This is a genomic window from [Zimmermannella] faecalis ATCC 13722 (genome assembly GCF_000381765.1).
Lineage (GTDB): Bacteria > Actinomycetota > Actinomycetes > Actinomycetales > Microbacteriaceae > Gulosibacter > Gulosibacter faecalis.
Genome location: NZ_KB907089.1, coordinates 1 through 14,683, shown reverse-complemented (window position 1 = coordinate 14,683; position 14,683 = coordinate 1). Strand labels below are relative to the sequence as shown.

General features: G+C 65.3%; 16 protein-coding genes and 2 pseudogenes. 10 read left to right on the top strand and 8 right to left on the bottom strand.

Annotation, left to right across the window (positions count from 1 at the left end; genetic code table 11):
• A partial coding sequence (locus tag G328_RS0113480) for a DUF222 domain-containing protein (RefSeq protein WP_019619880.1) occupies positions 1 to 866 on the bottom strand: 866 nt, incomplete at its 3' end.
• A 422-nt stretch (positions 867 to 1,288) separates the two neighbouring features.
• Here G328_RS0113480 and G328_RS0113475 point away from each other — a divergent pair.
• The gene (locus G328_RS0113475) at positions 1,289 to 1,876 is read left to right on the top strand and encodes a helix-turn-helix domain-containing protein (RefSeq protein WP_019619879.1); all 588 of its coding nucleotides are present in this window, start codon (positions 1,289 to 1,291) and stop codon (positions 1,874 to 1,876) included.
• Positions 1,873 to 3,201 carry an MFS transporter gene (locus G328_RS0113470; protein WP_019619878.1) on the top strand — a complete coding sequence of 443 codons (1,329 nt, stop codon included), beginning with the start codon at positions 1,873 to 1,875 and terminating at the stop codon, positions 3,199 to 3,201. Before G328_RS0113475 ends, G328_RS0113470 begins: the two co-directional genes overlap by 4 nt.
• A gap of 33 nt (positions 3,202 to 3,234) precedes the next feature.
• On the opposite strand, the gene G328_RS0113465 is transcribed toward G328_RS0113470, so the two are convergent.
• Positions 3,235 to 4,458, bottom strand: coding sequence for an NAD(P)/FAD-dependent oxidoreductase (locus G328_RS0113465; RefSeq protein ID WP_019619877.1), 1,224 nt, complete (start codon positions 4,456 to 4,458; stop codon positions 3,235 to 3,237).
• Positions 4,459 to 4,499: 41 nt separating this feature from the next.
• A complete protein-coding gene (folE, locus tag G328_RS0113460) occupies positions 4,500 to 5,120 on the bottom strand; it encodes a GTP cyclohydrolase I (RefSeq protein WP_019619876.1) in 621 nt (206 codons plus the stop codon).
• An 89-nt stretch (positions 5,121 to 5,209) separates the two neighbouring features.
• On the opposite strand from folE, the gene G328_RS16810 reads away from it, so the two are divergent.
• Both G328_RS16810 and G328_RS15555 read left to right on the top strand, forming a co-directional pair.
• Positions 5,210 to 5,650, top strand: coding sequence for a helix-turn-helix domain-containing protein (locus G328_RS16810; protein ID WP_154651585.1), 441 nt, complete (start codon positions 5,210 to 5,212; stop codon positions 5,648 to 5,650).
• On the top strand, positions 5,604 to 6,113 hold the full coding sequence (locus G328_RS15555; protein ID WP_338063027.1) for an NUDIX hydrolase: 510 nt from the start codon (positions 5,604 to 5,606) through the stop codon (positions 6,111 to 6,113). The genes G328_RS16810 and G328_RS15555 overlap by 47 nt, the downstream gene beginning before the upstream one ends.
• 56 nt (positions 6,114 to 6,169) lie before the next feature.
• Here the strand turns inward: G328_RS15555 and G328_RS16065 are convergent, their stop codons facing one another.
• Both G328_RS16065 and G328_RS16060 read right to left on the bottom strand, forming a co-directional pair.
• Positions 6,170 to 6,598 carry a DUF2785 domain-containing protein gene (locus G328_RS16065; protein WP_019619873.1) on the bottom strand — a complete coding sequence of 143 codons (429 nt, stop codon included), beginning with the start codon at positions 6,596 to 6,598 and terminating at the stop codon, positions 6,170 to 6,172.
• A gap of 9 nt (positions 6,599 to 6,607) precedes the next feature.
• Complete coding sequence (locus G328_RS16060; protein ID WP_019619872.1) at positions 6,608 to 6,934, bottom strand: hypothetical protein; 327 nt, start codon at positions 6,932 to 6,934, stop codon at positions 6,608 to 6,610.
• Between the two features lie 254 nt (positions 6,935 to 7,188).
• Between G328_RS16060 and G328_RS16805 the strand changes: the two genes are divergently transcribed.
• The 6 genes and pseudogenes from G328_RS16805 to G328_RS15545 all read left to right on the top strand — a co-directional run bounded on the left by G328_RS16805 (position 7,189) and on the right by G328_RS15545 (position 11,401).
• Positions 7,189 to 7,569: a helix-turn-helix domain-containing protein gene (locus tag G328_RS16805; RefSeq protein ID WP_235619891.1), complete on the top strand. Its 381-nt coding sequence runs from the start codon at positions 7,189 to 7,191 to the stop codon at positions 7,567 to 7,569.
• Between the two features lie 491 nt (positions 7,570 to 8,060).
• Positions 8,061 to 9,128, top strand: coding sequence for an ACR3 family arsenite efflux transporter (gene arsB, locus G328_RS0113435; RefSeq protein ID WP_019619871.1), 1,068 nt, complete (start codon positions 8,061 to 8,063; stop codon positions 9,126 to 9,128).
• Positions 9,125 to 10,141, top strand: coding sequence for a metalloregulator ArsR/SmtB family transcription factor (locus tag G328_RS0113430; RefSeq protein WP_017791809.1), 1,017 nt, complete (start codon positions 9,125 to 9,127; stop codon positions 10,139 to 10,141). Before arsB ends, G328_RS0113430 begins: the two co-directional genes overlap by 4 nt.
• Before the next feature lie 24 nt (positions 10,142 to 10,165).
• Entirely contained in the window at positions 10,166 to 10,573 is a 408-nt protein-coding gene (locus G328_RS0113425) for an arsenate reductase ArsC (protein ID WP_017791810.1), read from the top strand.
• A 94-nt stretch (positions 10,574 to 10,667) separates the two neighbouring features.
• A pseudogene (locus G328_RS0113420) lies at positions 10,668 to 11,066 on the top strand (hypothetical protein); the annotation flags it as partial.
• Positions 11,067 to 11,090: 24 nt separating this feature from the next.
• A pseudogene (locus G328_RS15545) lies at positions 11,091 to 11,401 on the top strand (metal-sensitive transcriptional regulator).
• A gap of 22 nt (positions 11,402 to 11,423) precedes the next feature.
• Here G328_RS15545 and G328_RS0113410 read toward each other — a convergent pair.
• From G328_RS0113410 to G328_RS15535, 3 genes are all read right to left on the bottom strand, one after another.
• Entirely contained in the window at positions 11,424 to 13,301 is a 1,878-nt protein-coding gene (locus G328_RS0113410; RefSeq protein ID WP_019619868.1) for a heavy metal translocating P-type ATPase, read from the bottom strand.
• Between the two features lie 58 nt (positions 13,302 to 13,359).
• A complete protein-coding gene (locus tag G328_RS15540; protein WP_026339914.1) occupies positions 13,360 to 14,088 on the bottom strand; it encodes a Crp/Fnr family transcriptional regulator in 729 nt (242 codons plus the stop codon).
• 261 nt (positions 14,089 to 14,349) lie between these two features.
• A partial coding sequence (locus tag G328_RS15535) for an integrase core domain-containing protein (RefSeq protein ID WP_040905942.1) occupies positions 14,350 to 14,683 on the bottom strand: 334 nt, incomplete at its 5' end.

Genomic DNA, 14,683 nt, shown 5'->3' with positions numbered 1-14,683 from the left:
AGTGCCATGACGGGCGTGACGATGCTGATGACCGCCTTCACCCGTGAGGCACCCGCGGCTGCACTGTCGAGGATGGTTTGCGCGGTCGCGGTGAGGAGCGTGTCCGCCAAAATATCGGCGCGGTGCTGGTCGAGGGTGCGAAGATCCGCCTCGAATCCGTCCTCTTTGCGGTGCTGCGTGGCTTCGGCTTTCGCGACCTCGGCCATCGCTTGGGCGTCTCGCGACAGGCGTTCGTGGATCGCTGCTGCGGTCGCGGCCGGGAGGTACGCCGTGAGGTACGCCATGCCGTAGTCGTCTTGGTCGACGAGGACCCGTCGCTGTGCGAAAGCGGCCTTGTGGGCGCGCTCGAAGTCTTCGCGCGCGAGTTTCGCCGCGAGTTGCTTCGCGAACGACTCGGTCTGCGGCACGGTGTGCGTTTTCGCGTAGCGGAGGACCTCGTGGCCGTAGCGGTCGTAGTTCCGTTCCGCGACGGGTGCGTGTTGGCGGAGCATCGCATTCACGTGCCCAACCTGCACCGCAGCGTCGGACAGTGCGTCGTGCCAGTACGGGAACTTCGTGAACAGGTCGTTCGCGTTATGCGCCCGGTTCATCAACGAGTTGTCGGTGAGCTGTGCGTCGCAGGCGAACTCGCCGGCGACGGATCGCAGGTGCCACCGGAACGTTTGATCACGCTTCGTTGCGGCGACGGCCGGGCCGCAGTCACGGTTCGTGTAGGCCTGCGCGGTGCGGTAGATCGTGGCGTACGTCGTGAAGTCTGAGGCGTCAACAGCCGCGCGCGTGCGGAGGTCGGCGTGGAAGCGTTCGAGCGCCGCGCGAAGGCTCTCGTCAGAGAGGTCATCGCCGTACTCGTGTGCCGTGTTGGTCATCTCGGTTGCCTCCTTTCCGCGCTGGTTGCCTTGCTTGTAGTGGACCACGACCCTGCGACATTTCCTGCTGTCGCGCCGGTTCGCTGTGTTGTGTTCAGCTCACCACGACCCTGCGACATCTCCCGCTGTCGCCTGGTTTGCTGCCTTGGTTTCAGTCGACCACGACCCTGCGACATGTCCTGACATCGCACCCATCCACTCGCGCCCATCGCTCTGATCTCCGCGGACTGGCGGGAATTCGCTGCTTTCGCGCGGAAAATGCCGCAAGTTGACGTCAGGCGGCAGGGGGTGGTGGGGGAGAAGGCGTTGGAACCGCACCTCACCACGCCCCTTCGACATCCCCGCGTGCCCGTGAACCGCTCACCCCGACCAACAGCACAAGAACCATTGCGCAACATCTCTTGTGTACCTAGACTCAAATCATGAGCCCGCACGACCCCACCCGCTCGACCCTCACGACCGCCACCGCGATGCGCGTGCTCGCGCATCCCACCCGCCTGCGTCTGCTCGGTCTGCTCCGCGAGCGCGGCGCGCAGACGGCCACGCTGCTCGGGCAGGTGGTCGATGAGGCGCCCGGCACGATCAGCTATCACCTGGGCAAGCTCGCGTCGATTGACCTGATCGAACCGGCGGATGCGCGGGGCAGCGACCGGCGCGAGCGCTGGTGGCAGGCGACTACAGATCTCACGAGTTGGGAGGCGGCGGAACTGCTTGATGATCCCGACCAGTTCGCGGCAATGTCGGTGCTGCAGAAGTCGGTCGCGCACGCGAACGCCGCCCGTTACAACGACTACGTCGACGCGATGCCGAGCCTTCCTGTCGAGTGGGTTGCCGCGGCAGCGAGTGGCGACCGCACACTCCACCTCACGGTCGACGAGCTCGCGAAGCTGCGCGATGACCTCGAGGCGCTCGTGGAGAAGTGGACGGCCGCCAGCGCGCGCCACACCGACGACGACCAACCCGACGTCGAACGGGTGACCATCATGTATCAGGCGTACCGACGGCCATGAACCCGCCGAAGCGTCCGGCCGATGCCGCGCCGCGCGACCGCCGCGCGGCCGGTTCGCTCGCGGCGCTGCTCACGGGACACACGCTTTCGCAGACCGGCAATACCGTCACGGCGTTCGCGGTTCCCTTCTACGTGCTCGGAATCGGTGGCACCGCTGTCGAGGTCGGCGTCGCCGCGTTCTTCGCGACCGCGCCGATCGTCATCGGGGGTGCCCTCGGCGGGGTCGTGGTCGATCGCGTCGGCTATCGGCGCGCGGCGATCGGCGCCGATGTCATCAGCGGTGCGTCCGTGCTCGCGATCCCCGTGCTCGCGCTCACGGTTGGTCTGCCGTTTTGGGGACTCCTACTGCTCGTATTTGCGGGCGGCCTGTTCGATACGCCGGGGCAGACCGCGCGCCGGGTGATGCTGCCCGAACTCACCCAGCGCGCGGGCGTGCGGCTCGAGCAGAGCGTCGGGCTGCTCGACGGTTCGGAGCGGCTCGCGAAGCTCATCGGCGCCCCGGTCGCGGGGCTGCTCGTGGCGCTGATCGGACCCACCGACGCGCTCTTCGCGACCGCGGCGAGCTTCGCTGTCTCGGCGCTGCTCACGTTCGCCTTCGTCGTCGAGATTTCGCCTGCCGACAACACCACGCCTGCCGACGGCACGACACCAGCCGAACTAGGCGCGGCGGCTGAACCGCGCATCCCCTCCACCTACTGGTCGGAGCTGCGCGACGGATTCGCCTTCGTCGTGCGTGATCCGCTCATGCGCCTGCTCGTCGCGCTCGTGCTCGTGACGAACCTGCTCGATGCGGCGCGCGGCTCGACCCTCATGCCGCTCTACGCGCACGACCACCTCGGTGGGGCGGCGGCGCTCGGGGTGCTCGTGGCGGTCATGGGCGGATGCGCGCTGGTCGGCAACGTCGTGTTCGGCTTCGTCGCGCACCGGGTGCCGCGAAGAATCACGTTCGCGGTGTGCTTCGTGATCGCGGGCGGGCCCGCGAATCTCGCCTTCGCGCTCGGGGCGCCGATGCCCGTGCTCCTCGCGGTGACCGGGCTGGCTGGGCTAGCTGCGGGCGCGCTGAATCCGATTCTCGGTGCGGTGCAGCTCGAGCGCGTGCCCGCCTCGATGCGCGGACGCGTGTTCGGGCTCACGAATGCCGGGGCGTGGGCGGGCGTGCCGTTCGGGGCGCTGCTCGGCGGGCTATCGGCCGAGGCCTTCGGGCTCGCGGCGACGTTCGGTGCCATCGCGATCATTTACACGGTCGTGACGCTCGCACCACTCACCGGGGGATCGTGGCGGCTCATGGAGCGGCCAGCCGCGCCCGGCGACGCGGCCGTGCGCTAAACCCGCCCCGCGTATCCGTCGCGCCAGGGCTCCCTAGAGTTCCGAGTACGCCACGCTCGGGTCGGCAAGTCGCGCCGGGTCAACGGGCTTGCCGGCCGAGATTAGCGGCCCGATCTCTTCGAGCACATCCCAGATATTGACGTTCATGGCGGCCAGGATCCGGCTCCCCTCATCGAGCCAGAAGGCGACGAACTCGCGTGCATCGAGGTCGCCGCGCACGACCACCCGGTCGTCGGCACCGGCGTGGCCGAGGTACTCGCAGCCGAGGTCGTACTGGTCGGTGAAGAAGTACGGCAGATCGCGATACTCGTTGTCGCCGCCGAGCAACGACGCCGCCGCGGCGACCGGTTGGTGCATTGCCGTCGCCCAGTGCTCTACGCGGATGCGGTGGCCGAGCACCGGATGCAGGTGGTTCGCAATGTCACCGACGGCGTAGACGTCGGGGTCGCTGCTGCGCAGGGATCCGTCGACGAGCACGCCGCTGTCGATCGCGAGCCCCGCGGCCTCGGCGAGTGCGACGTTCGGCGTCACGCCGATGCCGATCACGATCGCGTCGGTCGGGATGGTCTCGCCGCCCTCGAGCTGTACGCCCGTCGCGCGACCTTGGTCGGTGGTGATACCGGTCACGTGCGCCCCGGTACGCAGATCGACGCCGTGCGACGTGTGAAGGCCAGCGAACACCTGTGCCACGCGCTCGCCGAGCACCCGGAGTAGTGGCAGCGTGCCGCCCTCCAAGACGGTGACGGTCGTGCCCGCGGTGCGCGCGGTAGCGGCGACCTCGAGTCCGATCCAGCCGCCACCGATCACGACGAGGTGCTTACCCTCGCCGAACGTCGCGCGGATCGCATCGGCGTCGTCAACCGTGCGCAGGTAGTGCACGTTCGCGGCGTCGGCGCCCTCGAGGGGGAGGCGGCGTACCTCCGAACCGGTTGCGAGCACGAGCTTGTCGTAGGGGAGGGTCGTGCCGTCGTCGACGGTGACCGTGTGTGCCCCCGCATCGACCGCAGTCGCGCGCACGCCCTGCCGCAGCGTGACGTCGTGCTCGGAGTACCACTCGGCAGGATGCACGACGGCGTCGTCGAACGGGTCGGAACCCGCGAGGTACCCCTTCGACAGCGGTGGGCACTCGTACGGCAGGTGCGGTTCGGCCGCGACCAGCGTGATTGTGCCGGTGTGGCCCTGCTCGCGAAGGGCCTCGGCAGTCTTCGCGCCGGCGAGGCCACCACCGATGATGACAACTTGCTGAGTGGTACTCATTTCGTGCTCCTTCTCATTCCCGTGGCGCGCGTCGCTGCGCGCTACGACCCGATTCCTGACAGTGCCAGGAGCTCCTGGCGGGAGCGTGCATCCTCCCGCAGCGTGCCGAGCAGTGTCGACGTCACCGTGTTCGACCCGGCGACGCGGGCGCCGCGCAGGCTCATGCACGAGTGCTCGGCGGTGATGACGACGCCGACGGCGCGCGGTGAGAGGTGTTCCTGCAGCCAGTCGGCGACCTGCTTGGTGAGCCGTTCCTGCGTTTGTGGTCGGCACGCGAAGTGCTCGACGATGCGCGCGAGCTTCGACAGCCCGACGATGCGCTCGCCGGGCAGGTAGCCGACGCAGGCGCGACCGGTGAACGGCAACAGGTGGTGTTCGCAGACCAAGTGCACCGGCACGTCGCGCACGATAACCATTTCGTCGTATCCCTCGTCGTTCGGGAACGTCGTGAGGGCGAACGGGCGTGGCGTGAGCATCTCGGCCCAGGCCCGCTCCATCCGTCCCGGTGTCGCCCGCAGGTGCTCGGAATCGAGCGAGACTCCGAGCGCCTCAAGAAAGTCGGCTGCCGCGAGATCGGCCCGGGCGAGGTCGGATACGCGGGAGTTGGCGACCCGCTCGGCCTCGAGGGTGGTGAGCGACGCGGCGTCGGATGCGGTAGTCATCGGTGGCCCCTTCACGCGAGCCAGGGCGAAGCGGCCCGGGGGCTGGGCGACCGGCGAAGCGCTACGCGCGTAGCCCGCGCGAGGTTGCGGTGAGTTTCCCGCCTCGCAGCTACGGGCTCCTGGCACGGTTGCTCGCGACCGCGGCCGACGCGTCGCCGTCGGGCGAGTTCCAGGCGGCGCTGGCCGTCGCCGCCGAACACGAGGGGCGAGCGCTCGGTGAGCAGGCGACGAACATTCAGGATGCGCTGACGGCGGGCGGATACGAGCCGGCCACTGAGCGCGACGGCAGCATCATTCTGCGCAACTGCCCGTTCTACAGCGTTGTGCGCGACCACACCGAGCTCGTGTGCACGTTGAACACCGCGGTGATTCGCGGCACGCTCGCGGGAACCGGCGATGAGCCCGACCGGGCGAAGCTTGACCCCTGCGAGGGGCGATGCTGCGTCGTCATTGAACCCGAAGCAGAGGCGTGCGGATGCTGCGGTGGCGGTGCGAGCGGCCACGACGAGGGCGAGGCTCCGCCTGGCTAAGGAGCGATTCCGCGTCATCCCCGCCGCGTACGTATACCTGCGCCGCGGCGATTCGGTATTGCTGCAGCTGCGACAAAACACCGGGTTCATGGACGGCACCTGTGCCGCGGCGGCTGCCGGCCATATCGAGTTTGGCGAGACCGCCTCGGCCGCGGCGACGCGTGAGGCGCGCGAGGAGCTCGGCATCGAGTTGCAAACTCGCGACCTCAGGCCGCTCACGGCCATGCAGCGCACCGACGGCACGACCGCGCCGATCGAGCAGCGCGTGGACTGGTTCTTCGAGGCCAAAGCTTGGGAGGGCGAGCCGCGCATTATGGAAGATGAGAAGTGCGCCGCAATCGAGTGGTGGTCGATGCGTGAGCTTCCGAACGAGATGCCGCCCCGCGAACGGTTCGTGCTCGAGCGCCTCGCCGCGGGCGGGATCGAACTGTTCAGCTCCTATGGGTTCGGGGCGAACGAGTAACGCCTCGCTGGCCAAGACCAGCCGGGCACGAGCCGTCGAGCCTCGTATGGGCCGAGTCAGCCGGGGGTGTTGGCGAACAGCCACGGAGTGAACGGCTCGAGTGCGATGGAGAGTTCACGTTGGCGAGCGGCAGCCCCGGGCAAGACCTCAGCACGTTCCGTACGCTGATCGATCACCGGATGTTCGAGTGCGACATAGAGGCTGCGTAAGCTCCGCATCGCGTTGGCCGCTGCCACTGACGTGCGGCTTGGCTCGGCGTCTGGCACCAGCCGGGCGATGGGTGTGAGCATCGGGGTCAGATTCGCATGATCGGGGTCGCCCTGGAGCACGGCGATGACGGTGGCAGCGATTCGATCATCCTCCTGGTCGCGCCAGACGAACTCAGTCGGTGCAACGAGTCGTTCGCCGACGGTCTTCAATAGCTCTGTGGAGGGAGCGTGGCCGTACCGGCCGAGGGCGCCGATTGCGTCCGCGCCATGCGCCATCGCATGGATTCAGCCGACCGAGGGGTCATACCCGCGAAGGTCGGTCTCGCCTACCCACCATGTCTGTATCGACTCGGTCCAAGCGCTCGGCCACGCACTGTCGGCACTGTCCCAACCGCGGGCGAGCGACGCCAGAACAAGAGGGGCAAACGACCGCGCGTACGGGGCGGGATGGCCGAGGCGTTGCACCATTGCGTCGCCGAGCCGTCGCCGGTCGTGTGTGTCGAGCGAGCCATCGGTAGCTGCGGTTGCGAGTGCCACAAAGGCGTTGTCGTCCCGCACGGTCGGGTCGGGGGAAGCCAGGTCGAGGATGAGCTGGTCAAGGTCGGCAGACATGCCGCTCAGTGTGGCACAACGACACCTTCGGACCCGCTCATGGAGCGACCGGGCTGAGCGCGCCAGGGACGTGTGGGCAAACTGTGCCCGAAATGGGGCCGCGAGTCCAGCCGTGGAATGACCTACGCCCCGACTCGCCAGTGCTTTACTGGGGAGTCGGGGCGTGAGCATTGGGGTCCCTTCGTAGACAGTTTTCAAACCCCGGACCCGCACTAGAAACGTTGATATCACGCTGGAAACGAGGGGTATACCGGGTGTCTCAGCGGGTCGATAACACCCCGATTCGGGACGCTCGAGGGCCCTGTGTCAGGAGGATTGGGAAACCTCAAACCTTTCTCACCCCCTCTGAAGCAGACCGGCTCGTCGATGATTACCTCGCTGGTCTCAGCGTCGGCTATCTCGCTCAGAAGTATGGTGTGCACCGCGCGACAGTCTCGAAGCACCTCACCCGGCAGGAAGTCGTGCGCCGTCAGCATGGGCTTACGATCGACGAGGCCGCTGAAGCAGTGAAGCTGCACGGCGGCGGCATCTCGATGCGCGCGATCGCCCGCACTCTCGGTGTAGACCGCAAGCAGGTGCGCATCTCACTCATCGCAGCTGGTGCAATTGTCACCAACTCCTCGACCATGAATTGAGATAAAGCCCTCCTCGACAAGCGCACAGTCGCTCTCGGGCCTCCCACTCGTTGAGGTGAGAGTGGAAACCAAACTGTCGGTCAGATCAATAGTGAGCCCACATCCCTTCGCACCCAAGCTTCGCATCACTTTACTGCTCATGGGGCTACTCGTTCCTCATCTGCTTTCATCTTCAACCTCATCCCGATCGCTGGATAGCCGCCCCCAAGGCCATCGCGCCGACTGGCTGGCAGATCCACTCTCGAAAGGTCACACAACATGGACATCAAGATTCTCGGCCCCGACTGCCGCGTAGCGGCGTCATCCGCGCAGCAAGCCTGATCTACGGCGGTCGTACGCTCGCCTCGTGAACGGCAAGTGAACGACGGAAGAGCAAGGCATGAACCCCTTCGCCAGAAGTTGCTTCAGCCATCGATACTCACCAATATAGAAGAATGTCGAATCAAGGAAGCGGCTCATTAACTGCACCACCCCGGGCAACTCCGAAACGCATGTCGACGCTCGATAAGTGGTTGCCGCTGTGGATCGGCCTCGCCATGGTCGTGGGCCTCCTACTGGGGCGCTTCGTTCCCGCTCTCTCCGACTTCCTCGCCCGACTCGAGGTGGGCGGTATCTCGGTGCCGATCGGCATCGGGCTGCTCGTCATGATGTACCCCGTGCTCGCGAAGGTTCGGTACGACAAAGTCGCGGCAGTCACCGGCGACAAACGGCTCCTCATCTCTTCGCTTTTGCTGAATTGGATCGCTGGCCCCGCGGTCATGTTTACGCTCGCGTGGCTCTTCCTCCCCGACCTGCCGGAGTACCGCACCGGCCTCATCATCGTCGGGCTCGCGCGCTGCATCGCGATGGTCGTGATCTGGAACGATCTGGCCTGCGGCGACCGGGAAGCGACCGCGGTGCTGGTCGCCATCAACTCCGTCTTCCAGGTGGTCGCATTCGCGCTGCTCGGCTGGTTCTACCTGACCGTGCTGCCCGGCTGGCTCGGCCTCGACACGCAAGGCCTTGAGGTCTCGGTCTGGCAGATCGCGCTGAACGTGCTCGTCTTCCTTGGGGTCCCCCTGATCGCCGGGTTCGCCTCCAGGTGGATCGTGGAGCGGCGGCGAGGACGGGACTGGTATGAGGTATCCTTTCTCCCTGTTATCGGCCCGTGGGCGCTGTACGGGCTCCTCTTCACGATCGTGCTGCTCTTCGCACTCCAGGGTGATGCGATCATCGCGAACCCCCTCGACGTGGCACGCATTGCACTGCCGCTCTTCATCTACTTCGGCGTGATGTGGTTCGCCGGTCTCCTGCTCGGCAAAGCGCTCGGCATGGGGTATGCCCGATCCACCTCGCTCGCTTTCACCGCGGCGGGCAACAACTTTGAACTCGCGATCGCGGTTGCGATCGGCACCTTCGGCGCCACGAGTGGGCAGGCCCTTGCCGGTGTCGTCGGCCCACTCATCGAGGTGCCGGTACTGGTGGGTCTCGTGTATGTGTCGCTGTGGGCTGCCCGAGCTTGGTTTCACACCGACCCCTACGCCCCGGTAGCGATAGAGACACCCGTGAGGACATCATGAGCAACACCATCCCCGCTCCCACCGATCGCACCTGTGAACCCGATGGGTCACACCCGATCGGGATCGATGCCGCAACCGTCGTGGCGAGTCGGCTCAAGGCACTCTCCGACCCGCTGCGCTTGCGTATGCTGTCAGCGATCGTCTCCGATCCGCGCGGTGAGGCCTGCGTCTGCGACCTCGCCGAACTCGGCGACGTGTCGCAACCGACCATCTCACACCACCTGAAAGTACTCAAAGACACCGGCCTCCTCACCTCCGAGCGCCGCAGCACCTGGGTGTACTACCGGCTACAGCCCACCCAAGAGGCTGCGGTCAGAGCATTATTAGAGTCGTTCGCGCCCGCGGCAGTGCTCGCCGCCGAGGCGCCTGAGGAGCACGAGTGTTCCCACACGCCAGCCGAACCGGTAGAGAACCTCGACGAACGTGTCACCCACCTCGCGGACGAGCTCGCCGCGGAACACGCCGTGATTAGTCGCGACCTGGTTGTGACCGTCGTCCGCGAGTCGTACGCGAGCCTCGCACGCTCGGCGAAGGTGACGAGACACCTCATTCCACTGACCGAGCGCTTCGCGAGACAGCGGCTCACAGATCTCACCCGCGACCACGAAAACGGGATCCCGCAGGTGCTCTTCGTATGCGTGCAGAACGCGGGCAGATCACATCTCGCGGCAGCCCTCGTCAACCAGCTCTCGGGTGGAAAGGTCCTCGCACGGTCTGCAGGATCCACCCCAGCAACCGACGTGCACCCACGTATCAAGTCGCTCCTCACAGAAATCGAGGGCGACCAGGCGCAGGAGCGATTCCCAAAACCGCTCACCGATGACGCTGTACGCGCGGCTGATGTGGTGGTCACCATGGGGTGCGGCGACGTGTGCCCGGTCATTCCCGGGGTCCGCTACGAAGACTGGGCCGTCGGCGATCCCGCCCTCGCCTCCGCTGAAGAGCTTGAGGCGATTCGCGACGACATCGCAGCCCGCGTGCGCACACTGCTCGACACCCTCACCTCACACTGACGGAACTGGAAGAGAAGACGCAAGATGACCACCGAACAGAAGCCCACCGTACTCTTCGTCTGCGTGCACAACGCCGGGCGCTCGCAAATGGCGGCCGGTTGGCTGCGCGAACTCGCCGGCGACCGCGTCGAGGTACGCTCTGCGGGTTCGATGCCCGCGGAAATGATTAACTCGGTCGCAGTTGAAGCGATGCGCGAGGTCGGCATCGACATCACCGCTGAGCAGCCGAAGATCCTCACGACCGAAGCGGTGCAGGCGTCTGATGCCGTAATCACTATGGGCTGCGGTGACGCATGCCCGTTCTTCCCCGGCAAGCGGTACGAGGATTGGAAACTCGAGGATCCGGCAGGGCAGGGTATCGATGCGGTGAGACCCATCCGCGACGAGATCAAGGCACGCGTTGAAGCGCTGCTCGCGGAGCTTCTCGACTGAGCATCTCGGTGGGGTTTCTCTCAGGGCTTCACACCACATGAAACTGCTCGTCGAGGCGGGACTCGTCACTCGAGAGCAGCGGTAAATGGGACTTCTATCAGCCGTCGGCGACGGCGTCAACGATGCCCCCCCCGCCCTCGCGCAAGCCGATGTTGGTATCGCTATCGGGGCGGGCACCGATGTGGCGATCGCGTCGGCAGGGGTGATCCTCGCCAGCTCTGACCCGCGTTCGGTGCTCTCAGTGATCGAACTCTCACGTGCTGCCTACCGCAAGATGAAACAGAACCTGTGGTGGGCGGCGGGGTACAACTTGATTTCGGTGCCGCTTGCCGCCGGGGTGCTCGCCCGCGTCGGGTTCGTGCTGCCGATGTCGGTCGGAGCGATTCTGATGTCGCTGTCGACGATCGTCGTGGCGCTGAATGCCCAGCTCTTGCGCCGCATCGATCTCAGTCCAGAAGCCAGCACTCGCGCCGTGCTCGAACGCACGAACTGACCTCACGCAGCCCAGGATCAGCACATGTCATCAACCACTGAATCGCACGCGTCGCACCACGGGTATATCGGCGATAAGAAGCGCTACCTGCAGCGCATGAAACGAATCGAAGGTTTGGCCCGGGGCATCGCAACATGATCGACGAAGAGCAGTACTGTATCCACATTCTGACCCAGGTCAGTGCGCTCACCCGCTCGCTGCAGGGGGTGGTGACGGGGCTGCTCGATGATCACCTGAAGCACTGTGTGCTCGATGCCGCCAAGCTTAGCGACGAGGCCGCCCACGAGAAGATTCAGGAGTCCACTGCCGCGGTCAACCGGCTGATCCGATCGTGACTGTGTGAGTCGGCCTCGCGGGTTAGCCTACCGGCACTTCCCGCCGAGCAGGGCTCTCGCGCCGCGCACCCCGGTGCGCTCGGAGCGCGCGGAGCGCCGACAGAATGGCCACAAGGTCAACAATCTCTTGCAGCAGCGCTCCCACCACCGCCGGCAAATAGCCGAATGCGGCGACGAGCATCAAACCGACTGAGGTGATGATGCCCATCCAGATCGACTGCAGGGCGATCTGCACCGTGCGCCGCGAGACATAGGCCACATCTGCCACTCGCGCGATGTCGTTCGAGGTGATCACCGCCGCTGCTGACTCGCTCGCGACCGTTGCACCCCTGCCCGCCATCGCAACACCGACATCGGCGGCCGCCAGCACCGGGGCATCATTGATCCCATCGCCGACCATGAGTACGGGTCTCGGCCGCATCGCCTGCACAATCCGCACCTTGGTCTGGGGAGTGGTCTCAGCGTGCACCGTCTGAATGTCGACCGCGTGTGCGACAGACTCCGCGGTCGACGTGATATCACCGGTCACCATCGCGATCTCGGCTACGCCTGCTCGGCGAAGACGGGACACCGTGTCTGCAGACTGCTCACGAATCGGGTCGGACAAGATGATCACTCCGGCGAGCTCGTCACCGACCGATACGTAGACGGCCGTCTCCCCAGCTGAGAGTACGGGTCGATCGATCGGCCCGGTCACCTCTTCGATAAATGAGGGTTTGCCCACTCGCACCGAAGTGCCGTCTGCCAGGGAGGCGAGGACACCGTTTGTTGCCACCTCGTCGGCCGTCACCACTTCGGGAAGCTCAAGTTGCTGTGTGCGTGCCGATGCCACGATCGGATCGGCGAACACGTGCACGGAGTACTGCTCGGCGGCGGCCGCGAGCTGCAGCGTCTCGTCTACGGTGCGAGCAGCAGGGTGAATCTCGACGACGTCGGCTTTACCTTCGGTCAAGGTGCCGGTCTTGTCGAATGCGACTGCACGGACCCGGGCGAGCACCTCTAACACGCCACCGTCTTTGATGATGACGTTGAGCTTTGCTGCGGAACTCATCCCGCCCATGAACGCGACCGGGGTGGCGATGAGCAGCGGGCACGGCGTCGCCACGACGAGCACCTCGGCGAATCGCACCGGATCCCCGCTGAGAAACCACGCGAAGCCCGCAATCAGCAATGACACAATGGTGAACGGCACCGCATAACGGTCGGCGAGTCGCACCATCGGTGCCCGGGAGTCCACGGCCTCCTCGACCAACCGTACGATCGAGGCGTAGTTCGAATCGGCTGCCACCCTCTGCGCGCGCATCGTGAAGCTCGTCGTGCTGTTGACCGTTCCAGAAAGCAGTGGGTCGCCCGCGTGGTAGTTCGCCGGGATCGGTTCACCGGTCACGGATGATTCATCAATCGTCGCGTGATCCGATAGGAGCACCCCGTCGACGGGGAGGATCTCTGAGGAGCGCACCAGCAGTTCGTCGCCGACTTTCACCTCTTCGATCGCGATGCGTTCGACCTCACCTGTTACCGGGTGAATTCGACCCGCGAATGCCGGGGCTCGGTTCAACAGTTGGTCGAGTTCTCGGCTCGCGCGGCGAGCGGCGAGGTCTTCGAGTGCTTCCCCTCCGGTGAGCATCAACGCGATGATGAGCCCCGCGACATATTCCTGTACGGCGAGTGTCGCGATCATGGCGATGACCGCAAGAATGTCGAGCCCCCAATGCCCGCGCATCAGATCTTTGAACATGTCGATCGCGGTGATCACGATCACGATACCGAGCACCAAGTATGCGGTGACCCCGAGAGCCATCTCTGCGCCGGTCAGCCAGAGCATAACCCCGGTCGCCAAACCGACGAGCACGAACATCATGAGCTTGCGGTTGCGAAGAAATTCCACCGTCGATGACATTGCGTGTGACGCTTCCGAGGTACGTGGGGCGATGGTCTGGGCTGGCACGGTGCTGTTCTCAGTCTCTCTTCGAGAGGGTTGAGAGTGCGGTGAGCGCGGTCACATCAGTGATCGTGATCCGCCCCTGTTCCTGTTGTGAGATCACCCCGGTGTCGGTGAGTTTGCGAAGTTGCCGACTGAGGGACTCTGGTGTCGTGGACAGGAGCGAAGCGATGTCCTTCTTTGCGAGCGGCAGCGTCACGTCGATGGCTCCTCGCGGCCCTGGCGTCGCAGGGAGCGAGAGCAGGTAATCGGCGAGACGAGAGCTCACGTTTCCCAAGATGACAGAAGCCAGTCGCGCCTCAGTATCATCCAAGCGCTGACTCACTCCTTGCAGCATGCGCAGCCCGATGCTCGGATGCTTCTCGACGAGACGCCCGAGATCGGCATGACGGAACACGCACAGTTCGGTATACACCAGCGCTTCTGCTGCGTGATCGGGTCTCGTGCCGGTGAGAAACGCGGATTCTCCGATGAAGTCGCCCGGCCCGAGGACCCGGATCACCTGCTCGTGCCCAGCCGCACTTGTGCGAACGATCTTCACCTGACCGGTGTGCACCACCATCAACTGCGACATGTCCGAGCCTGCTGTATACGCCTGCTCGACAGCGTCTAATCGGACGGTACGTGCAAATCCCGCAACTTCCACTTGCTGCGCATGTGTGAGCCCTTGAAACAGTGGTACACGGGCCACGCAGAGATCATTTGCTGGATCAGCATCCACATCGGTTGAAACAGCCAACGGCATCCTTCCCTTCCCTTCTAGTATGGCGACTCGTGGCACAACACCCGCGCTTCAGCTGAAGCCGGGGGTGGCGCGTGCAGTGATGTACGCGTGGGGCGTCCGCGGGTTCGAGCGCTGCCCGATCACCTCGAACCCGGCGTGGGTGAGGGCTTCGACCATTTTGTTCATCGGCCACCGGTATGCGGCGGCGATCGGATGGTCGAATGCCTCTAGCCGCGGCCACGCGAAAAAGGGACTGCTGCACGGATAGGTGACAGGTTGTAGTCACGCCGCCAGTGCGACGGTCGTGTTCATGATGGTCTCGAACTCGATGGGGGTCAAACGTCCAAGTCGGCGTTGGCGTCGTCGGCGGTGGTAGGTCCGTTCGATCCAGGTGACGATCGCGATCCGCAGCTGCTCGCGTGTGGTCCAGGAGCGGCGGTCGAGGACGTTCTTCTGAAGCAGCGCAAAGAACGATTCCATGGCCGCGTTGTCTCCGCTCGAGCCCACTCTTCCCATGCTTCCGACCATGCGGTGGCGGGTCAGCGCACGTAGGAATTTCCGGCTTCGAAACTGAGATCCTCTGTCGCTGTGGACCACGCAGCCGGCGACGTCGCCG